General features: G+C 71.7%; 20 protein-coding genes. All 20 read right to left on the reverse strand.

Annotated features, from left to right (window positions below; translation table 11 throughout):
* The gene (locus E9934_RS10140; RefSeq protein WP_136562779.1) at positions 1–1,053 is read right to left on the reverse strand and encodes a quinone-dependent dihydroorotate dehydrogenase; all 1,053 of its coding nucleotides are present in this window, start codon (positions 1,051–1,053) and stop codon (positions 1–3) included.
* Positions 1,053–4,361, reverse strand: coding sequence for a carbamoyl-phosphate synthase large subunit (gene carB / locus E9934_RS10145; RefSeq protein ID WP_136562780.1), 3,309 nt, complete (start codon positions 4,359–4,361; stop codon positions 1,053–1,055). The genes E9934_RS10140 and carB overlap by 1 nt, the downstream gene beginning before the upstream one ends.
* A complete protein-coding gene (carA, locus tag E9934_RS10150) occupies positions 4,361–5,491 on the reverse strand; it encodes a glutamine-hydrolyzing carbamoyl-phosphate synthase small subunit (RefSeq protein WP_136562781.1) in 1,131 nt (376 codons plus the stop codon). Before carA ends, carB begins: the two co-directional genes overlap by 1 nt.
* Positions 5,488–6,786 (reverse strand): dihydroorotase, encoded by a 1,299-nt coding sequence (locus E9934_RS10155; RefSeq protein WP_136562782.1) that lies wholly within the window; start codon positions 6,784–6,786, stop codon positions 5,488–5,490. Before E9934_RS10155 ends, carA begins: the two co-directional genes overlap by 4 nt.
* The gene (locus tag E9934_RS10160; protein ID WP_136562783.1) at positions 6,783–7,733 is read right to left on the reverse strand and encodes an aspartate carbamoyltransferase catalytic subunit; all 951 of its coding nucleotides are present in this window, start codon (positions 7,731–7,733) and stop codon (positions 6,783–6,785) included. Before E9934_RS10160 ends, E9934_RS10155 begins: the two co-directional genes overlap by 4 nt.
* Positions 7,734–7,740: 7 nt before the next feature.
* Positions 7,741–8,307, reverse strand: coding sequence for a bifunctional pyr operon transcriptional regulator/uracil phosphoribosyltransferase PyrR (pyrR, locus tag E9934_RS10165; protein WP_136562784.1), 567 nt, complete (start codon positions 8,305–8,307; stop codon positions 7,741–7,743).
* A 197-nt stretch (positions 8,308–8,504) separates the two neighbouring features.
* Positions 8,505–8,675, reverse strand: a complete 171-nt coding sequence (locus E9934_RS10170; protein ID WP_136562785.1) for a CsbD family protein — start codon at positions 8,673–8,675, stop codon at positions 8,505–8,507.
* An 89-nt stretch (positions 8,676–8,764) separates the two neighbouring features.
* Complete coding sequence (locus E9934_RS10175; protein WP_136562786.1) at positions 8,765–9,040, reverse strand: hypothetical protein; 276 nt, start codon at positions 9,038–9,040, stop codon at positions 8,765–8,767.
* A gap of 32 nt (positions 9,041–9,072) precedes the next feature.
* Positions 9,073–10,410, reverse strand: coding sequence for a MinD/ParA family ATP-binding protein (locus E9934_RS10180; protein ID WP_238694893.1), 1,338 nt, complete (start codon positions 10,408–10,410; stop codon positions 9,073–9,075).
* Positions 10,411–10,483: 73 nt separating this feature from the next.
* Complete coding sequence (locus tag E9934_RS10185) at positions 10,484–11,884, reverse strand: dihydrolipoyl dehydrogenase family protein (protein ID WP_136562787.1); 1,401 nt, start codon at positions 11,882–11,884, stop codon at positions 10,484–10,486.
* Between the two features lie 49 nt (positions 11,885–11,933).
* Positions 11,934–12,347, reverse strand: a complete 414-nt coding sequence (gene nusB / locus E9934_RS10190) for a transcription antitermination factor NusB (RefSeq protein WP_136562788.1) — start codon at positions 12,345–12,347, stop codon at positions 11,934–11,936.
* A gap of 7 nt (positions 12,348–12,354) precedes the next feature.
* On the reverse strand, positions 12,355–12,921 hold the full coding sequence (gene efp / locus E9934_RS10195) for an elongation factor P (RefSeq protein ID WP_136562789.1): 567 nt from the start codon (positions 12,919–12,921) through the stop codon (positions 12,355–12,357).
* A gap of 69 nt (positions 12,922–12,990) precedes the next feature.
* The gene (locus tag E9934_RS10200) at positions 12,991–13,440 is read right to left on the reverse strand and encodes a type II 3-dehydroquinate dehydratase (protein ID WP_136562790.1); all 450 of its coding nucleotides are present in this window, start codon (positions 13,438–13,440) and stop codon (positions 12,991–12,993) included.
* Positions 13,437–14,534, reverse strand: coding sequence for a 3-dehydroquinate synthase (gene aroB, locus E9934_RS10205; protein WP_136562791.1), 1,098 nt, complete (start codon positions 14,532–14,534; stop codon positions 13,437–13,439). Before aroB ends, E9934_RS10200 begins: the two co-directional genes overlap by 4 nt.
* Positions 14,531–15,073: a shikimate kinase gene (locus E9934_RS10210; protein WP_338036706.1), complete on the reverse strand. Its 543-nt coding sequence runs from the start codon at positions 15,071–15,073 to the stop codon at positions 14,531–14,533. The genes aroB and E9934_RS10210 overlap by 4 nt, the downstream gene beginning before the upstream one ends.
* A 2-nt stretch (positions 15,074–15,075) precedes the next feature.
* A complete protein-coding gene (aroC, locus tag E9934_RS10215) occupies positions 15,076–16,254 on the reverse strand; it encodes a chorismate synthase (protein WP_136562792.1) in 1,179 nt (392 codons plus the stop codon).
* A gap of 18 nt (positions 16,255–16,272) precedes the next feature.
* The gene (locus E9934_RS10220) at positions 16,273–17,004 is read right to left on the reverse strand and encodes a prepilin peptidase (RefSeq protein ID WP_136562793.1); all 732 of its coding nucleotides are present in this window, start codon (positions 17,002–17,004) and stop codon (positions 16,273–16,275) included.
* 11 nt (positions 17,005–17,015) lie between these two features.
* Entirely contained in the window at positions 17,016–17,855 is an 840-nt protein-coding gene (locus E9934_RS10225; RefSeq protein ID WP_238694878.1) for a shikimate dehydrogenase, read from the reverse strand.
* Position 17,856: 1 nt separating this feature from the next.
* Positions 17,857–19,353, reverse strand: coding sequence for an endolytic transglycosylase MltG (mltG, locus tag E9934_RS10230; protein WP_136562795.1), 1,497 nt, complete (start codon positions 19,351–19,353; stop codon positions 17,857–17,859).
* A 17-nt stretch (positions 19,354–19,370) separates the two neighbouring features.
* Positions 19,371–19,844: a Holliday junction resolvase RuvX gene (ruvX, locus tag E9934_RS10235; RefSeq protein WP_136562796.1), complete on the reverse strand. Its 474-nt coding sequence runs from the start codon at positions 19,842–19,844 to the stop codon at positions 19,371–19,373.
* Between the last annotated feature and the right edge of the window lie 8 nt (positions 19,845–19,852).

Here is a 19,852-nt window from a genome sequence, read left to right on the forward strand (position 1 = left end):
TCAGAGACCTTTCAGGACCTGCCGGGGCCAGCTCGGGCCACCGTAGATCAGCCCGCTGTAGACCTGCACGAGGTCCGCGCCCGCGGCGAGCCGCTCGCGCGCGTCCTGCGGCGTGCCGATCCCACCGACGCCGATCAGCGTCAGTCGGTCGCCGACTCGCTCACGCAGCAGCCGGACCACCTCGGTGGAGCGCTCGCGGAGCGGGGCGCCGGAGAGCCCGCCGGCGCCGCAGGCCTCGACCTTCGCGTGATCGGACCGGAGCCCGTCACGGGAGATCGTGGTGTTGGTCGCGATGATCCCGGCGAGGCCGAGGTCGAGGGCCATGTCGGCCACCGCACTCACGTCCTCGTCGGCGAGGTCCGGCGCGATCTTGACCAGCAGCGGGACCCGGTCACGACCGGTGCGATCCGTCGCGGCGTCCGCGCTCCGTCGTACGTGGGCCAGGAGGGGTGCCAGCTTCTCGACGGCCTGCAGGTTGCGCAGGCCAGGGGTGTTCGGCGAGCTGACGTTGACGACCAGGTAGTCGGCGTACGGCGCCAGCAGGCTCGCCGACGTCTCGTAGTCGGCCTCCACGGCCGTCTGGTCGTCGTCGGGGACCACCTTTGACTTGCCGATGTTGACGCCCAGCACGACCGATTCGCGGCTGCCGCGGCGGTCCCTCCGCTTCGCGAGCCGGCGGGCGACCGCCTCGGCGCCGTCGTTGTTGAAGCCCATCCGGTTGACGATCGCCCGGTCCTCGGGCAGGCGGAACAGCCGCGGCGTGGGGTTGCCGGGCTGCGCCAACGCGGTGACCGTGCCGATCTCGACGTGGCCGAACCCGAAGGCGCCCATCCGGTCCCAGACCTGCGCGGTCTTGTCGAACCCCGGCGCGAGGCCGAGCCGGTTGGGGAAGCGCAACCCCATCAGCTCCACCGGGTCGGTCTCCGGCGGCGCGATCCGCCGCAGCGCCGGGCCACCGGCGCGGAGCGCGTCGTAGGTCAGGTGGTGCGCCCTCTCGGCGTCCATCCGGACCAGGACGTTCTCGAAGACCTTGTCGTAGACCCGGAGGGGCATCAGCGTGCGGCCTCCGCGTGCCACTCCTGCAGCGACGTGACGCCGATCGAGCCCGCACGGATCGCGGCGATCCCCTGCACGGCAGCGGCCAGACCCTGCACCGTGGTGATGCACGGTGTGCCGGTCAGCACCGCCGCGGAGCGGATCTCGTAGCCGTCGCCCCGGGAGTCGCCGCCCCCGGTGCTGCCGTGCGGGGTGTTGACGATCAGGTCGATCTCGCCGTCGAGGATCATCTGCACGGTCGTCTTCTCGCCCTCGGGGCCGGTGCCCTCGAAGTGCTTGCGCACGATCGTGGCCTGGATTCCGTTGCGGCGCAGCACCTCGGCGGTGCCCTGGGTGGCGAGGATCTCGAAGCCGTAGTCCGCGAGGACGCGGGCCGGGAAGATCATCGTCCGCTTGTCGCGGTTGGCGATCGAGATGAACACCTTGCCCTCGGTCGGCAGCGCGCCGTAGGCCGCGGCCTGCGACTTGCTGAACGCGGTCCCGAAGTCGGCGTCGAAGCCCATGACCTCACCGGTCGACTTCATCTCCGGGCCGAGCACGGTGTCGACGAACTGGCCCTCCTTGGTGCGGAACCGGTTGAACGGCAGCACCGCCTCCTTGACCGCGATCGGCGCGTCGGCGGGCAGTGTGCCGCCGTCGCCCTCGGCCGGCAGCGCACCGGAGACGCGCAGCTCGGCGATCGACTCGCCCAGCATCACCCGGGCCGCGGCCTTGGCGAGCTGGGTGCCGGTGGCCTTGGAGACGAACGGGACCGTTCGCGACGCGCGCGGGTTGGCCTCGATCACGTAGAGCACGTCGGCGCCGAGCGCGAACTGGATGTTGATCAGGCCGCGCACGCCGACGCCCATCGCGATGGCCGTGGTGGCCTCGCGGATCCGGGTGATCTCGGCGTCACCGAGGGTGATCGGCGGCAGCGCACAGGACGAGTCGCCGGAGTGGATCCCGGCCTCCTCGATGTGCTCCATCACGCCGCCGAGGAAGAGCTCCTCACCGTCGTAGAGCGCATCGACGTCGATCTCGACCGCGTCGTCGATGAACCGGTCGACCAGGACCGGCCGGTCCGGGCTGATCTCGGTCGCAGCCTCGATGTAGGCCTTCAGCGCGTCGTCGCTGTAGACGATCTGCATGCCGCGGCCGCCGAGGACGTAGGACGGCCGGACCAGCACCGGGTAGCCGATCTGGTGGGCGATCGCCTGGGCGTCCTCGAATGACACCGCAGTGCCGTGCATCGGCGCGACCAGGCCCGCGTCGGCGAGGACGCGGCCGAAGGCACCGCGCTCCTCGGCGAGGTCGATGGCCTCAGGGCTGGTCCCGACGATCGGGACCCCCGCGTCCTGCAGGCCCTGCGCGAGACCGAGCGGGGTCTGCCCGCCGAGCGTCGCGATGACGCCGGCGATCGGGCCGGCCGCGCGCTCCGCCTCATAGATCTCGAGGACGTCCTCGAGGGTCAGCGGCTCGAAGTAGAGCCGGTCCGAGGTGTCGTAGTCGGTCGAGACCGTCTCGGGGTTGCAGTTGACCATGATCGTCTCGTAGCCCGCCTCGGCGAGCGCGAGCGACGCGTGCACGCACGAGTAGTCGAACTCGATGCCCTGGCCGATGCGGTTCGGGCCGGAGCCGAGGATGATCACGGCCTGCTTGCCCTCGGCGCGCGGGAGCACCTCGGTCTCCTCGTCGTAGGACGAGTAGTAGTACGGCGTCTGTGCGGCGAACTCCGCCGCGCAGGTGTCGACGGTCTTGAAGACCGGGCGCACGCCGGCGGTCTGGCGGGCGACGCGCACCTCCGACTCGGTCAGTCCGCGGATGCCCGCGATCTGCGCGTCGGAGAAGCCGTGCCGCTTCGCCAGGCGCAGCGCACTGGCGTCGAGCAGCTCGGTGGCGGCGACCTTCTGCGCGACCTCGTCGATCAAGAACATCTGGTCGACGAACCACGGGTCGATCTTCGTGGCGTCGTGGATCTCGGCCTGCGTGGCGCCGGCGCGGATCGCCTGCATCAGCTTCTGCACGCGCCCGTCGTGCGGGACCTTGATCGCCTCGAGCAGGGCGTCCTTCTCCTCGGGGCCGCCGGGCTCTCCGGTCCAGTGGAAGGGCGCCGCCTTGTTCTCCAGCGAGCGGAGCGCCTTGTTGAAGGCCTCGGTGAAGTTGCGGCCGATCGACATCGCCTCGCCGACCGACTTCATGTGCGTGGTCAGCGTCGTGTCGGCGGTCGGGAACTTCTCGAACGCGAACCGCGGCACCTTCACGACCACGTAGTCGAGCGACGGCTCGAAGGAGGCCGGGGTCTCCCGGGTGATGTCGTTGGGGATCTCGTCGAGGGTGTAGCCCACGGCGACCTTGGCGGCGATCTTGGCGATCGGGAAGCCGGTCGCCTTCGACGCCAGCGCGGACGAGCGCGAGACGCGCGGGTTCATCTCGATGACGATGACCCGGCCGTCGGCGGGGTTGACGGCGTACTGGATGTTGCAGCCGCCGGTGTCGACGCCGACCTCACGGATGATGCCGATGGCGAGGTCGCGCAGGTGCTGGTACTCGCGATCCGTCAGCGTCATCGCCGGAGCGACGGTGATCGAGTCACCCGTGTGGACGCCCATCGGGTCGAAGTTCTCGATCGAGCAGATGATCACGACGTTGTCGGCCTTGTCGCGCATCACCTCCAGCTCGTACTCCTTCCACCCGATGATCGACTCCTCGATCAGCACCTCGGTGGTGGGGCTGGCGGACAGGCCAGCACCGGCGATGCGGTGCATGTCGGCCTCGTCGTAGGCGATGCCGGACCCGAGGCCTCCCATCGTGAACGACGGTCGGACGACGATCGGGAAGCCGAGCTCGCCGGCCGCCTTCTCGACGTCGTCCATCGAGTGGCACACGAAGCTGCGGGCGACCTCGCCGCCGACCTTGTGGACGATCGCGTTGAACAGCTCGCGGTTCTCGCCGCGGTGGATCGCCTCGAAGCTGGCGCCGATCATCTCGACGCCGTACTTCTCGAGGACACCGCTCTCGTGAGCCGCGATCGCGGCGTTGAGGGCGGTCTGGCCACCGAGGGTCGGCAGGATCGCGTCGGGGCGCTCCTTGGCGATGACCTTCTCGACGAACTCCGGGGTGATCGGCTCCACGTAGGTGGCGTCGGCGAACTCCGGGTCGGTCATGATCGTCGCCGGGTTGGAGTTGATCAGGATGACCCGCAGGCCCTCCTCCTTGAGCACCCGGCAGGCCTGGGTGCCCGAGTAGTCGAACTCGCAGGCCTGGCCGATGACGATCGGGCCGGAGCCGATGACCAGGACCGACTTGATGTCTTCACGCTTCGGCATCAGGCCGTCTCCTCCAGAAGCTGCACGAATCGATCGAAGAGGTACGCCGCGTCGTGCGGACCGGCGGCGGCCTCGGGGTGGTACTGCACGGAGAAGCTCTTCAGCCTGCCGTCCCCGTCACGGAGCTCCAGGCCCTCGACGACGTCGTCGTTGAGGCAGACGTGGCTGACCGTCGCGACGCCGTACGGCGTGGTGGTCGGCTCGTCGCGCGGGGCGTCGACCGCGAACCCGTGGTTGTGCGCGGTCACCTCGACCTTGCGCGTGGTCAGGTCCATCACCGGCTGGTTGATGCCGCGGTGGCCGTACTTCAGCTTGTAGGTGCCGAAGCCGAGCGCGCGGCCGAAGAGCTGGTTGCCGAAGCAGATGCCGAAGTAGGGAAGGTCGCGGCCCAGCGCTTCCTGCAGCAGCTCGACCTGGCCGGTGGTCGCGGCCGGGTCGCCGGGACCGTTGGAGAAGAACAGCCCGTCGGGCTGCACGGCCAGCACGTCGTCGATGCTCGCGGTGGCGGGCAGGACGTGGACCTCGATGCCGCGCTCGCTCATCCGCTGCGGCGTCATGTCCTTGATGCCGAGGTCGAGGGCGGCGACGGTGAAGCGCTTCTCGCCCTGCGCCTCGACAACGTAGGCCTCACCGGTCGAGACGGCCTCGGAGAGGTTGGAGCCGGCCATCTCGGCGGACGCCTTGACCTTCTCGAGCAGCTTCGCCGGGTCGGACTCGACCGTGGAGATGCCGACGCGCATGGCGCCGCTCTCACGCAGGTGGCGGGTCAGCGCGCGGGTGTCGATGCCGGAGATCCCGACGACGCCCTGGGCCTCGAGCTCCTCGTCGAGCGAGCGCTGCGAGCGCCAGTTGCTCGGCACGCGCGCGGGGTCGCGCACGACGTAGCCGGCGACCCAGATCCGCCTCGACTCGGGGTCCTCGTCGTTCATGCCGGTGTTGCCGACGTGCGGCGCGGTCATCACCACGACCTGGCGGTGGTAGGACGGGTCGGTCAGGGTCTCCTGGTAGCCGGTCATGCCGGTGTTGAAGACGGCCTCGCCGAAGGTCTCCCCCTCGGCTCCGTAGGCCTCGCCGTGGAACGTGCGGCCGTCCTCGAGGACGAGCAGGGCGGGGCGGATCTGGGTGGTCACAGGAGTGCTCCTTCCAGCACCGTGGGCCTGCCACGCAGCAGCGTGGCGATGACCCGTCCGGTCAGCTTGCGGTCGTGCCAGGGGTTGTTGCGGCTCAGCGAGACGCTGGCGGCACGGTCGACGACCACCTGGGCGGCGGGGTCGACCAGGGTCAGGTTGGCCGGCTCGCCGACGGCGATGGGGCGGCCGTGCCCCTCCAGCCCGGCGATGCGGGCGGGGTTTGCGCTCATCACGCGGGCGACGCCGGCCCAGTCGAGCAGGCCGCCCTCGACCATCACCGTGGTGACGACGGAGAGCGCGGTCTCGAGGCCGAGCATGCCGAACGCGGCATCGACGAAGGAGTGCTCCTTGTCGTGCCGGGCGTGCGGGGCGTGGTCGGTGGCGACCGCGTCGATCGTGCCGTCGGCCAGCGCCTCGCGCAACGCCGCGACGTCCTCGTCCGGACGCAGCGGCGGGTTGACCTTGAAGGTCGGGTCGTAGCCGCTCAGCAGCTCGGTGGTGAGCAGCAGGTGGTGCGGCGTGACCTCCGCGGTCACGTCGATGCCCTGCGCCTTGGCCCAGCGCAGCACCTCGACGGAACCGGCCGTGGAGACGTGGGCGACGTGCACCCGGCTGCCGGTGTGGCGGGCCAGCATCACGTCGCGGGCGACGATGACCTCCTCCGCGATGCCGGGCCAGCCGGGCAGGCCGAGTCGGCCGGACAGCTCGCCCTCGTGGCAGCAGGCCGTCGGCCCGGCGAGGGCCGGGTCCTGGCTGTGCTGGCTGACCACGCCGCCGAACGGCTTGACGTATTCCAGCGCGCGGCGCATGACGCGGGGGTCGTGGACGCACTTGCCGTCGTCGGAGAACACCCGCACCTTCGCGCGAGACCGGGCCATCAGGCCCAGCTCGGCGAGCTCCTCGCCCGCGAGGCCCTTGGTGACCGCGCCGACCGGCTGGACGTCGACCAGGCCCGCCGCACGACCCAGGTCGAAGACGCGCTCGGCGGCCTCGGCGGTGTCGGTGACCGGGTTGGTGTTGGCCATGGCGAGGACGGCGGTGTAGCCGCCGACCGCGGCCGCGCGGGAGCCGGTGAGGACGGTCTCGGCGGCCTCGCGGCCCGGCTCGCGCAGGTGGGTGTGCAGGTCGACCAGGCCCGGCAGCAGCCGCAGGCCGCCGGCGTCGATCGTCTGGTCGGCCTCACCACTGCTGGTCGAGCCCGTCGAGACCCCGACCTCGGCGATCTGACCGTCGCGGACGAGCACGTCGGTCGTCGTACCGTCGGGCAGGGTGGCGCCCTTGATCAGGATGCTCATGCGGTCCCTCCATCGGTCTTGTCGGACTCGCCGGCGAGCAGGTGGTAGAGCACGGACATCCGGACGGCCACACCGCTGGAGACCTGGTCGAGGACCAGGCTGTCGGCGGCGTCGGCGGCGTCCGGGGAGATCTCCAGGCCGCGATTCATCGGGCCCGGGTGCAGGATCGGCGTCCCCGGCTTCAGCAGGTCGAGCCGGCCGCGGGTGAGCCCGTAGCCGATCGTGTATTCCCGCGCCGTCGGGAAGAAGCCGCCGCTCATCCGCTCCCGCTGGACCCGCAGCATCATCACCGCGTCGGCGTCGGGCAGCACGGAGTCGAGGTCCCAGGACGTCGCGAAGCCGGCTTCCTTGGACCAGTCCCCCACGCCCGCGGGCATCAGCGTCGGCGGTGCCACCACGGTGACGCTCGCGCCGAGCTTGGTGAGGCTCTTGACGTTGCTGCGGAACACCCGGCTGTGCGTGACGTCGCCGACGATCGCGACGTGCTTGCCCTCGAGGGTGCCGAGCCGCCTGGTCAGCGTGTAGCCGTCGAGCAGCGCCTGGGTCGGGTGCTCGTGGGTGCCGTCGCCGGCGTTGATCACCGGGACGTCGATCCACTGGCTGATCTGCGCGGCGGCGCCGCTCGCGGAGTGGCGGACGACCAGGCCGTCGATGCCCATCGCCGTCACCGTCATCGCGGTGTCGCGCAGGGACTCGCCCTTGCTGGCACTGCTGCCCTTGGCCGACAGGTTGATCACGTCGGCCGAGAGCCACTTGCCCGCGATCTCGAAGCTCGATCGGGTGCGGGTGGAGTCCTCGAAGAAGAGGTTGATCACCGTGCGACCGCGCAGGGCGGGCAGCTTCTTCACCTCGCGCCGCTGCACGTCGTGCATCTCCGCGGCGGTGGTGAAGATCCGGTGGATGTCGGCGACGTCCAGGTCGTCGATGCTCAGCAGATGGCGGTTCATCGGGTGCTCACTGGATCGTCACCTCGTCCTCTCCGTCGATCTCGCTCAGGCGCAGGCTGACGCGCTCGCTGCGCGCGGTGGGCAGGTTCTTGCCGACGTGGTCGGCGCGGATCGGGAGCTCGCGGTGGCCGCGGTCCACCAGCACCGCGAGCCGTACGACGGCGGGCCGGCCCAGGTCCGACAGCGCGTCGAGCGCGGCGCGGATCGTGCGGCCGGAGTAGAGCACGTCGTCGACGAGCACGACGGTCTTGCCGTCGATGCCGGCGGCGGGGAGCTCGGTGCGGTGGGGTGCACGCGTGGGGTGGGACCTGAGGTCGTCGCGATACATGGTGACGTCCAGCGACCCGGTCGCGACCGTCGTACCCTCGACGGCGGCGATGTTGGCCGCCAGCCGTCGGGCGAGTGGGACGCCGCGGGTGTGGAGCCCGAGAAGCAACAGATCCTCGGCGCCCTTGTTGCGCTCGAGGATCTCGTGGGAAATGCGGGTCAGCGCCCGGCTGATGTCGTCGGCGTCGAGGACGATGCGTCCCGCCGCGGTGCCGTCGTGTGCCTTGGGGTTCTGCGAAGCAGGCAAGACTGAACGACCCTCCTTCTCCGCCTCACGGGACGGCTCCTTAAAGGATGTCTGAACGGGCTCCACCCTAGCGGCTGCCGGGTGCTCCAGCCGAACCGGGTCCGGTGTGCCGCGGGACACGACGAAGGGGCCCCGGTCCCCGGAGCCCCTTCGCGTCGTACCGGCCCGATGGCCGTCAGCTGGCCGTCAGCTGGCGGTCACTTGAAGGCGTCCTTCACCTTCTCGCCCGCCTGCTTGAGGTTGCCCTTGAGCTGGTCGCCCTTGCCTTCGGCTTCCATCTCCTCGTCGTCGGTCGCCTTGCCCACCGACTCCTTGAGCTTGCCCGTCTTCTCCTCGGCGGCGTTGCTGATCTTGTCGTCGAGACCCATGAGGGACCCCCTTCAGTTTCGCGCGGCGAGCTCCTTGCAGCCCGCACGGCCGTGACCTTCCGATACCCCTTTCGGCCGAGGCGATCCGGTCAGTCCCGGTCGGGCAGCGCGAGCCGTCGCAGCCAGGTCACCGTGCCGGCGGCCACCCCGCGTGCCTTGGGCCGCCGCTCGACGGGCGCCACCAGCAGCGGGCAGTCGTCGGGGAGCAGCCACTTCACCTCGTGATAGACCCGCGAGACGGTGTCGTCGGTCTCCACCAGGAGCAGCCCTGTTCCGGCTTCGCGCACCTCGCGCCACGGTCCCGGCGAGCCCAGGACCTCCTGCGCCGCCGATGGGTCGCCGAGCCACACCAGGCACACCTTCATGGCACCGCGGTGCCCCGGAGGCGCAGGTCCAGTCAGAGCGCCGCCGACATCCCGGCGCAGGCACGCAGCCACGAGCGGCGGGTCTCGGTGGACAGCTGCGCGTAGGGCACGACCGATCCGGCCACCAGCGCCGGGTCGTAGGGCACCCGGTAGACGCCGCGGGTGCGCTGCTCGTAGACGGACACCAGGTCACGCGCCAGGCCCTCGTCGACCTTCGGGCTGGGGTCGGAGAGGACGGTCACCGTCTTGTACTTCAGGTTCTCGTAGCCCGCGTCCTGGAGCGCGTCCAGCATCCACAAACCGCTGTAGCCGGTGTCCTCCCGCACCGTGCTGGTGACCACGAGCAGGTCGGCGGCCTCAGCGGCGGCCAGCCAGTTCTCGGCGCGGAGGTTGTTGCCGGTGTCGACGAGGAGGATCCGGTAGAAGCGCTCGAGCAGTGCGTGCACCTCGGCGAAGTCCTTGGCGTGGATGATGCCGCTCACGTCGGCGCGCTCGTCGGAGGCGAGGACGTCGAAGTGGGCGTCGCCCTGGGAGCGGACGAAGGCGCCCAGGTCGCCGATCCGGGACTGGTAGACGTCCTTGAAGCGGCCGAGGTCCTCCAGCAGCTCGCGCGTCGTGTTGCGGTGGGTGCTGCGCGCGCCCCGGATGCCGAGCGTGCCGCGGGTCTCGTTGTTGTCCCAGGCGACGACGCCGCCGCCGCGGACCGTGCCGAAAGTGTAACCCGCGGCCAGCACGCCCGTGGTCTTGGCCGCGCCGCCCTTGGGATTGACGAAGGCGATCGTCCGGGGGCCGTCGAAGTCCTTCTGGATCGCCGCCCGATCCACCTCGTAGGACCGCTCCTTGGGGCCCATCGCCGGCTTGACGAGCCCGCCCGACCAACGCCGGACCCGGCCACGCCAGCCCCAGCTGGCCGGACCGTGGTCCTGCTCCTGGTCACGGCGGTCCAGGAAGTCGGTGGCGGTCATGAAGCGCCGCGGCTCGGCCGGGAGCGCCGGAGGCGCCGTCGGGGGTGCAGACGGGGGTGCGGACGGGGGCGGCCCGACGGGCCGGGGCGCAGCTGTCGCGACCGGCGTCGGAGGTACGGCGGGCGGCGGCCCCTGCGGCGGGCCGCTCGGCGGCGGCGTCACCGGACGGGACGCCGTCGGCGGCCCGGACGGCGGGGGTCCGGACGGTGCGGCCGGCCGGTCGACCGGGATCGGGTCGCTCAGCGGGTCGACGGCCGCGCCGTTGCGTGCGGCGGCGAGCTGGCGCCGAGCGAACTCCTCGAGCTCCTCGGGGCTGTAGAGGCGGTCCGAGGTGTCCGGGTGCGCATCAGGCTGCGCATCAGGCTGCGGACCGGAATTGACGGCGTCAGGGGACGGCTGGCTCACGGTGACCTCCGAGATGGGCGAGTGAGTCGTGGCGGGCGAGGGTCTCTCGTGGACTCTCCCCTGCCGGCTCCGATCAAACCACCCGGGGCGGCAGCGCGGCCAGCGCGGTCTCGATGGCGCGGTGGAAGGTGGGATAGGCGTAGTGCATCGTGCGCAGTCGCGCGAGCGGCACCTCGGCGTGCACGGCAGTGACCAGCATGCCGACGATCTCGCCGCCGGAGGGCCCGACGGCGGTGGCGCCGACCAGCACGTCGCGGTCGAGATCGGCGACGACCTTGATGACGCCCTCGCTGCCGGCCTTGTGCAGCCACCCGCGGCTGGACTCCTCCAGCTTCGCCACCCCGACCCCGACGCGGAGTCCGGCGTCGCGCGCCTGCTTCTCCGTCATGCCGACGGAGCCGACCTCAGGATCGGTGAAGGTCGCCCGCGACACGGCGCGGTAGTCGGCCCAGGGGCCGTCCTCGCCCGTGAGGTCGCGGACGGCGACGTTCGCCTGATACATCGACATGTGGGTGAAGGCGCCCTTGCCAGTGATGTCGCCGATGGCCCACAGGCCGTCCACGCCGGCCACGCGCATCCGTTCGTCGGTCTCGATCGTCCGCGCCGACGGATCGCCGCCGACCGAGTCGAGCCCGATGTCGGACAGGTTCGTCCGTCGTCCGGCGGCCACCAGCAGTGCCTGCGCGGCGATCGACGTGCCGTCCTGCAGCCCGATGGCGAAGGCGCCGTCGTGCGCGACCGTCGTCGCCCCGACGCCGGCACGCACGGTGATGCCCTCCGCCTCCAGGGCCGCCGTCACGACCACGCTGGCCTCCGGCTCCTCCGGTCCGAGGATGCGCTCGCCTGCCTCGACGACGGTGACCTCGACCCCGAACCGGGAGAGCGCCTGGGCGATCTCGCACCCGATGGCGCCGCCGCCGAGCACGACGAGGCTGGTGGGCAGCTCGCGGACCCGGACCACGTCCCGGTTGGTCCAGTAGGGCGTGTCGGCCAGACCGTCGATCGGCGGGACCGCGGGCTCGGTGCCGGTGTTGAGGACCACGCCGCGTCGTACGGACAGCGACATCTCGCCGTCGTCGGTGGCGACGACCACGCGGCCGGGCCCGGCCAGCCGGGCGTGGCCGCGCACGAAGCGCGCTCCGGACTTCTCGAGGCGCTCGACGGCGACGCGGTCGTCCCAGTCGTCCGTGGCCTCGGCGCGGATCCGGTCCGCGACCTGTGTCCAGTCCGGCGTGACCTCACTGGTGCCCGCCAGGACCGGCACCCGCCGGGCCTCGGCCAGCGCGTCCGCGGCGCGGATCATCATCTTCGACGGGATGCACCCGAAGTAGGGACACTCGCCCCCGACTAGGCGTCGGTCGACGCCCACGACGCTCAGGCCCGCGCGGGCGAGCTCCGTCGCGGCGTGCTCGCCGCCGGGTCCGAGCCCGATGACGACGACGTCGACCTCGGTGTCCTGTCGAGAAGCATCCATGCCCAGAGCCTGACAGGCCGCGCCACGCCAGACCAGGGTCGGACCAGGGTCAGACCAGCGTCTCCCGGGAGCGCTGGATGGCACCGAGGACGCCGTTGACGAAGGTCGGCGACTCGTCGGTGGAGAGCTCGCGCACGAGGCCCATGGCCTCGGTCACCGCTACCGTGCCGGGCACGTCATCGGCCCAGAGCAGCTCCCAGACGCCGATCCGCAGCACGTTGCGGTCGATCGCCGGCATCCGCGCGAGGGTCCAGTCGGTCGAGAACTGCTCTAGGACCTCGTCGATCCGGGCGCGGTGCTCGGTGACACCGTGGACGAGCACGCCCGTGTAGGGGTTGCTCGGCGCCGAGCCCTCCGCGGTGATGCGCTCGAGCGCCTCGACGCCCGTCTCGCCGCGCATGTCGGCGGCATACAGGACGTCGAGCGCTCGCTTGCGCGCCTTGGTGCGGGCACCAGTGGCCAAGGGAACCTCAGCCCTTCACGCGGGACAGGTAGGAGCCGCCCTCGCGGGTGTCCACCTTGATCTTCTCGCCCTGCTCGATGAACAGCGGGACCTGGATCTCGGCGCCGGTCTCGAGGGTGGCGGGCTTGGTGCGCCCCGTGGCCGAGTCGCCGACGACGCCGGGCTCGGTGTAGGAGACGGTCAGCTCGACCGAGGCGGGCATCTCGACGAAGAGGACACGTCCCTCGTTGGTGGCGATGACGACGTCCTGGTTCTCCAGGAGGAAGCCGGCCGCGGTGCCGACGATCTCCGGCGTGACCTCGATCTGGTCGTAGTCCTGGACGTCCATGAAGACGAAGTTGGTGCCGTCGTTGTAGAGGTACTGGAACGAGCGGCGGTCGACGGTCGCGGTCTCGACCTTGGTGCCGGCGTTGAAGGTCTTGTCGACGTTCTTGCCCGACTCGACGTGCTTGAGCTTGGTGCGGACGAACGCAGGGCCCTTGCCCGGCTTCACGTGCTGGAACTCGACCACCTGCCAGAGCTGGTTCTCCAGCTTGAGGACCATGCCGTTCTTGAGGTCGTTCGTCGTTGCCATGCGCCAGCCTTGTCTGCAGATGTCGAAGATCGTGTGGGGCCCGGCACCACACCGGACCAGCGGGGAAGTCTACTGGCCGGCCTGCGCAGCGATGAATTCGAGCGCCAGCCGGTAGCCGTCGACGCCCTGCCCGGAGATGGTGCGGGCGGCGTGCTGCTCGACGTACGACGTGTGCCGGAACTCCTCGGGCCGCTGCTTCGGCTCGGAGATGTGCACCTCGACGAGCGGCGCCGTCAGCTGGGCGCAGGCGTCGTGGAGTGCGAGCGAGTAGTGGGTCCAGGCCGCTGCGTTGAGGACGACCGGGATGCCGTCGTCGGCGGCGGCATTGAGCCAGTCGAGCAGCTCGCCCTCGTGGTTGGTCTGGCGCACCTCGACGTCGAGACCGGCGGCAGCGCCCCACTGCCGGCACAGCTCGGCCAGCTCGTCGTGGGTGGTGTGACCGTAGATCTCCGGCTGGCGGCGACCCAGCCGCCCGAGGTTCGGCCCGTTGAGGACCAGCGCCTTCGTCCACGCGGTCACCGGGTCGCCCCGATCGCGTCGTACGACGCCCGCAGGTCGTCCTCGGACGGGCCCGCGAGCACGACGGGACGGCCGATGTCCTCGATCACGACGAACCGCAGCTGGTTGCCGCGCGCCTTCTTGTCGACGCGCATGGTGGCGAGCAGATCCTCGAAGGAGGCCTCCTGCCAGCTGGTCGGGAGGCCGACCCGGCCGAAGGCGGACCGGTGCCGCTCGACGACGTCCGCGGACAGCGCGCCGGCACGACTGGCGAGCTCCGCGACGAAGACACAGCCGATGGCGACCGCCTCGCCGTGCCGGATGCGGTAGTCGGTCGCCTTCTCGATGGCATGTGCGAGCGTGTGACCGTAGTTGAGGACCTCGCGACCGGGGTGGCCGTCACGGCCGCCGGTCTCCTTGAGGTCGTCGGCGACGACGTCGGCCTTGACCTGGATCGCCCGCTCGACGAGCTCCCTCAGCACGGGCGAGTCCGGGGTCAGCTCGCTCGGCTCGGTGGTCTCGACCAGCTCCAGGATGCGGGCGTCGGCGATGAAGCCGCACTTCACGACCTCGCCGAGTCCGGCGACGATCTCCTCGCGGGGCAGCGTGTCCAGCAGGGCCAGGTCGCAGAGCACCCCGGCAGGCTCGTGGAAGGAGCCGACGAGGTTCTTGCCCGCGGGGGTGTTGATGCCGGTCTTGCCGCCCACCGCGGCGTCCACCATCGCGAGGACCGTGGTCGGCACGTGGATGACGGCGACGCCGCGCAACCAGGTCGCGGCGACGAAGCCGCCGAGGTCGGTGGTGGCGCCGCCCCCGAGCGTGACGATCGCGTCGGAGCGGGTGAAGCCCTCCTCGCCGAGAGACTCCCAGCAGGCCGCGGCGACCTCCCAGTTCTTCGCCTCCTCGCCGTCCGGGACCTGCAGCACGATGACGTCCAGCCCCTCCAGCCGCTCGGCGAACGGGTCGAGCAGGCCCTCCAGCGACTCGGGGCTGATGATCGCGACCCGCTGGACACCCGCGGGCAGCAGGTCGCGGAGACGGTCGAGGACGTCATGGCCCACCACGACGTCGTACGGCGCCGCGGTGGCCACGTGAATGACGGTCGGTGCGGTCACGGGGACTCCTCCAGGCTGGTGCCGAGCTCGTCGGCGATGTCGTCGGCGATCTCCTCGGGCTCACGTCCGTCGGTCTCCACCGTCAGTCGGGCGAGGCCCTCGTAGATCGGCGCGCGCTCGTCGAGCAGCTGCTTGACCCGGGAGCGGACGTTGCCGAGCAGCAGCGGGCGCCCGGTGCCGAGCCCGACCCGCTTGACGGCGTCGGCGAGACCGACCCGCAGGAACACCACGGGGCGCCCCTCCAGCAGGGTCCGGGTCGTCGGGTCGAGGACGGCGCCGCCGCCCAGCGAGAGCACGCCGGCGTGGTGCTCGAGCGCCCAGGCCACGGCGTCCCGCTCGAGGCCGCGGAAGGTCGCCTCGCCGTCCTCGACGAAGATGTCCTGGACGGTCTTGCCGGACCGCTCCTCGACCAGCTCGTCGCTGTCGAGGAAGTCCACGCCGAGGCGGGCGGCGAGGAGGCGGCCGGCGGTGGTCTTGCCGGCTCCCATCGTGCCGATCAGGATTGCGCGGGGACCGCTCACGACGGCGTCACTCGTCACCGTCACTTGTAGCGCAGGGTGTCGCGGTAGGACTCGACGTTGCGGCGCGTCTCGGTGATCGCGTCACCACCGAACTTCTCGAGCACCGCGTCGGCGATCACGAGCGCGACCATCGCCTCGGCGACGATCCCGGCCGCGGGCACCGCACAGACGTCGGAGCGCTGGTGGTGCGCCACCGCCTCCTCGCCGGTCGCGACGTCGACGGTGCGCAGCGCGCGCGGCACGGTGGCGATCGGCTTCATGGCCGCCCGCACCCGCAGGACCTCACCGGTCGACATGCCGCCCTCGATGCCGCCGGAGCGGCCCGAGACGCGGCGCAGGCCGTCCTCGGTCGGCACGATCTCGTCGTGCGCGAGCGATCCGGGTGTCGCGGCGACCTCAAAGCCGTCGCCGACCTCCACGCCCTTGATCGCCTGGATGCCCATCAGCGCCCCGGCAAGGCGGGAGTCGAGGCGACGGTCCCAGTGCACGTGGGACCCGAGGCCCGGCGGCAGCCCGTGGACGACCACCTCAACGACGCCGCCGAGCGTGTCGCCGTCCTTGTGGGCCTGGTCGATCCGCGCGACCATCTGCTTCGAGCCGTCGGGGTCCAGGCAGCGGACGGGGTCGGCGTCGAGCCGTGCGACGTCGTCGGGCGACGGCAGGTCCGGGGTCGGCGTGCGGACGCCGCCGAGCTCGATCACGTGGCTGACGATGCGGGCGCCGGTGGCCTGCTCGAGGAAGTTGCTCGCCACGCGGCCCAGCGCAACCCGCGCGGCAGTCTCGCGGGCGGAGGCGCGCTCGAGGATCGGCCGGGCGTCGGCGAAGTCGTACTTCTGCATGCCCGCGAGGTCGGCGTGGCCGGGACGGGGGCGGGTGAGGGGCGCGTTGCGCGCCTGCGCCTCGAGGATCGCCGGGTCGACGGGATCGGCCGCCATGACCGTCTCCCACTTCGGCCATTCCGTGTTGCCGACCTCGATCGCGACCGGACCGCCCTGCGTCCGGCCGTGCCGGACGCCGCCGACGAGGGTCACCTCGTCCGCCTCGAACTTCATCCGGGCGCCACGGCCGTAGCCGAGACGTCGCCGGGCGAGGGCGTCGGAGATGTCATCCGTCGTGATCCCGACGTGGGCGGGAAGGCCCTCGAGGATCGCGACCAGGGAGGGTCCGTGGGACTCCCCCGCAGTCAACCAGCGCAGCATGGGCGCAAGTCTCCCACGTCAGCCGAGACGGGCGAGGACCTGTCCCAGCACCACCGCAACGAGCGCCCCGATCACGAGGAACGGGCCATACGGAAGGTTCGCCTTGAGCGGGCCGCGGGCGCCGGCGCGACGGATCGCGTTGCCCCGCAGGCGCATCGGCACATAGGCGAGCAGCGACAGCACCGCCGCCGCGAGCACGGACAGCAGGAGCGTGCCGGTGCCGAGCGGGCCCAGCGCGAGCCCCAGCAACGCGCCCAGCCGCACGTCACCGAAGGCCATCGCCCGCGGGCTGATGAACCACATCAGCCCGTAGTAGCCGCCCAGCCCGACGAAGCCGATCGCGCTCCACACCAGCACCGCCGGCTCGCCGAGGGCGACGGTCGCGACCACCTGGAGGGCCGCCACGGCGCCGTACGACGGCAGGATGAGGCGCGACGGGAGATACCAGGTCACGTAGTCGATGACCGCCAGCGCCGTCGTGACCGGCACGAGCAACAGGAGCGGCGGCAGCAGCCAGGTCCAGCCCAGCGAGGCCCCGAGGAGACCCGCCGCCACCGCGCCGGCGAGCCCGGCACCCGTGCGCAGGCCACGGCGCCGGGCCAGCTCGGCGAAGGGCACGTGGTCGGGGAACTCCTCCGGGTTCTCCTGCGGGTCGTGCTCGGGCTCGGGGCACTGCGCGATGAGCCACGGCACGACGAGCCCACCGAGCAGGCCGATGGCGGCACAGACGAGTCCGGGGACGATCTCCACGACGCCCGAACCTACCGTCCGGCGAGCGCGGCCTCACCGGCCGCGCGCATCGTCTCCAGTGGTCCGTCGTGACCAGTGAACATCTCGAACTGGAGCAGCGCCTGGTGGACGAGGAGGTCGAGGCCGGTGACGAGCACCTGCTCCCGCGACCGGGCCGCGAGCGCCAGCGGGGTGGGCCACGGGTCATAGACGACCTCGAAGACCACCGCGGCCGTCGCCGTGGCGGCCAGCACCGCGTCGGTCTGCGCCGCCGCGGGGATCGTCGACACCACGATCTCGCCCACCACCGCCCCGACGTCGATCTCGAGGACGTCCACGGCGAGGTCGGGATGCCGGCGCAGCGCTGCCACCGTGTCCTCCGCCCGGGCGGGGTCGCGCGCCAGGAGCCGGATGGACGTCACGCCGAGCTCGGCGAGGGCGAGCCCCGTCGAGGCGGCCGTCGCTCCGGCACCGAGGACCGTGGCGGAGTGGACCGCTCCCGTGTGCCGTTCCCTGATCGCTGCCACGGCACCGGGCAGGTCGGTGTTGTCGGCCAGCCACGCCTGCCCGTCGCGCACCAGGGTGTTGGCACCTCCGGCCAGTCGGGCCCGGTCCGTGACGACGTCGGCGAGCTCGAGCGCCTCGCGCTTGAGGGGCGCCGTGACCGACAGGCCACGCCACTCGGTCCCCAGGCCGGCCACGTGCGCCGCCAGTCCGCCGGACGGCACCCGCGCGGCGTCGTACCGGAACGGCAGGCCGAGCGCCTCGTAGGCCGCGTTGTGCAACGTCGGCGACAGTGAGTGCGCGACGGGGTCGCCCACCACCCCGCAGCGGCTCGTCGGCACGAGGTCCGTCACCTCACCGCTGGGCACCTCAGCACTCGGCGCCGTTGACGGCGTCGTGCTGGTTGTGCTCCTCGAGGGACGAGGAGAACTCCGTGGTGCCGGCGCAGTCGACGGTGACCCAGTAGATCCAGTCGCCCTCGGCAGGGTTGAGCGCGGCCTGGATCGCCTGCTCGCCCGGGGCGCCGATCGGGCCCGGGGGCAGACCGGCGTAGCGGTAGGTGTTGTAGGGCGAGTCGATGACGTCCGCCAGTGGGGCGACCAGCTGGTCGGTGTCGCGGGTCCCCAGGGCATAGAGCACGGAGGCGTCGATCTGCAACAGGCCGTTGGTGCCGCCGCCCGCCGGCAGCTCGAGCCGGTTGTAGATCGCCCGGGCGATCTTGGCCATGTCCTCGCCGCGTCCCTCGGCCTCCACGAGGCTGGCGACCGTCATGATCTCCTCGGGGGTGTAGCCCGCGCCCAGGGAGGCGCCGACCTGCTCGATGTCGTTGTCGCCGAGCGCCTGCTCGTAGCGCCGGACCATCGCCGCCAGCATGTCCGCGGGCTTGTCGTCCGGACCGAAGGTGTAGGTCGCCGGGAAGAGATAGCCCTCGGGGTTGCCGCCGGCATAGTCGGGCAGGCCGATCGAGGCCGGGTCGGCGAGCGCGCGACGGAAGGCCCGCGCCGGGAAGTCGGTGTTGTCGACCAGACGGGCGACGATCTGCTCGACCGTGAAGCCCTCCGGCACAGTGACGGGATCGCCGGCGGCCGCATTCGCCGGGTCCGCCATGTAGGCGAAGGCGTCGGCCGCCTTCATCTCCTTCTTCAGCAGGAACGTCGCCGCCTGGATCATCTGGTCCGGCTTCGCATTCGCCGCGTCGACGAAGGCCTCCGCGGAGGCGACGACACCCAGCTCCTCGAGCTCCGCGCCCATCGACGGGATGCTCTGGCCGGGGTCGACGGTCATGCTGACCTCACCGCTGCCGGGGCCCGGGAAGTCCTCGGGACCGGCGAACATGTCCTTGACGTCGGCGATCATGCCGCGGCCGAACCAGCCGAGGACCGCCACGAAGAGCACGGCGACGAGGAGGACCGGCAGGCAACCGGAGCGCCGCTTGCGCGCGCGCCCGGCACCGGGCGACGGGTCACGGAAGCCGAGGTCGACCTCGTCCTCCGCCGGCAGGGGCGGAGCGGGTCGGGCGGCGAGCCAGAGGGGGATCTGCTCGTCGGGGACCAGGTCGACCGTGAACGCCAGCACGGACAGGGCCCAGCGCGCGGCGGAGCCGTCGCCATCAGGACGCTGGTCGGCCAGCTCGGTGGAGGCCGACCGGAGCGCGCCGTCGATGTCGGCGCCACCCTGCAGGAGGCTGATCAACCGCTCGAAGCCACCGAGCCTCACCGCTGTGACCAGCGCCTCGCTCTGGTCGGGCGACACTTCGCCGGCGACGACGATCGGGTCGAGGGCGGTCGCGAGCGCGCGGTCGTCCTCCAGGACGCCTTCGCCGTGCTCGGTGACGAGGTCGCGCAGGGCGACGTGGACCGGACGCATGGGCGGAATGCTAGCGATCACGTCTCAGCAGCGGGGACGACAACCTCGCCAGGAGGGATGCCGGAGGCCTTCTCGGAGTCGAGAGCCTGCTGCAGGATCACCACCGCGGCGACCTGGTCCACCACCGCGCGACGGGCCGCTCCCTTGCGCTGGTCGCGCAGCATGGCCTCGGCCGTCACCGTCGTCAGGCGCTCGTCGACCATCCGGACCGGGACCGGCGCGATCCGCCGCGCCAGGCGGGCCGCGAAGTCCCGTGCCTTGACCGCCGCAGCACCCTCCGCGCCGGACAGCGAGCGGGGCAGGCCCACGACGACCTCGAGGACCGCCGATTCCTCCGCCTCGGCCCGCAGCAGCTGGTGGATCCGGCGCAGGTCGCCCTTGCCCCGACGTACGGTCTCCACCGGCGTCGCCAGGGTGCCCGACGGGTCGGACCGGGCGACGCCGATCCGCGCGTCGCCGGGGTCGACGCCGAGCCTGACGCCGGACCGCATCGGCGACC

The sequence above is a fragment of the Nocardioides caeni genome (assembly GCF_004912195.1).
GTDB classification, from domain to species: Bacteria; Actinomycetota; Actinomycetes; order Propionibacteriales; family Nocardioidaceae; genus Nocardioides; species Nocardioides caeni.

Excerpts from the sequence above, each read along its gene's own strand:
- E9934_RS10140 (WP_136562779.1), bottom strand. The coding sequence starts at position 1,053 with ATGCCCCTCCGGGTCTACGACAAGGTCTTCGAGAACGTCCTGGTCCGG.
- efp (WP_136562789.1), bottom strand. The coding sequence starts at position 12,921 with ATGGCAACGACGAACGACCTCAAGAACGGCATGGTCCTCAAGCTGGAG.
- mltG (WP_136562795.1), bottom strand. The coding sequence starts at position 19,353 with ATGCGTCCGGTCCACGTCGCCCTGCGCGACCTCGTCACCGAGCACGGC.
- carB (WP_136562780.1), bottom strand. The coding sequence starts at position 4,361 with ATGCCGAAGCGTGAAGACATCAAGTCGGTCCTGGTCATCGGCTCCGGC.
- aroC (WP_136562792.1), bottom strand. The coding sequence starts at position 16,254 with ATGCTGCGCTGGTTGACTGCGGGGGAGTCCCACGGACCCTCCCTGGTC.
- E9934_RS10175 (WP_136562786.1), bottom strand. The coding sequence starts at position 9,040 with ATGAAGGTGTGCCTGGTGTGGCTCGGCGACCCATCGGCGGCGCAGGAG.
- ruvX (WP_136562796.1), bottom strand. The coding sequence starts at position 19,844 with ATGCGGTCCGGCGTCAGGCTCGGCGTCGACCCCGGCGACGCGCGGATC.
- E9934_RS10170 (WP_136562785.1), bottom strand. The coding sequence starts at position 8,675 with ATGGGTCTCGACGACAAGATCAGCAACGCCGCCGAGGAGAAGACGGGC.
- E9934_RS10185 (WP_136562787.1), bottom strand. The coding sequence starts at position 11,884 with ATGGATGCTTCTCGACAGGACACCGAGGTCGACGTCGTCGTCATCGGG.
- E9934_RS10160 (WP_136562783.1), bottom strand. The coding sequence starts at position 7,733 with ATGAACCGCCATCTGCTGAGCATCGACGACCTGGACGTCGCCGACATC.
- E9934_RS10155 (WP_136562782.1), bottom strand. The coding sequence starts at position 6,786 with ATGAGCATCCTGATCAAGGGCGCCACCCTGCCCGACGGTACGACGACC.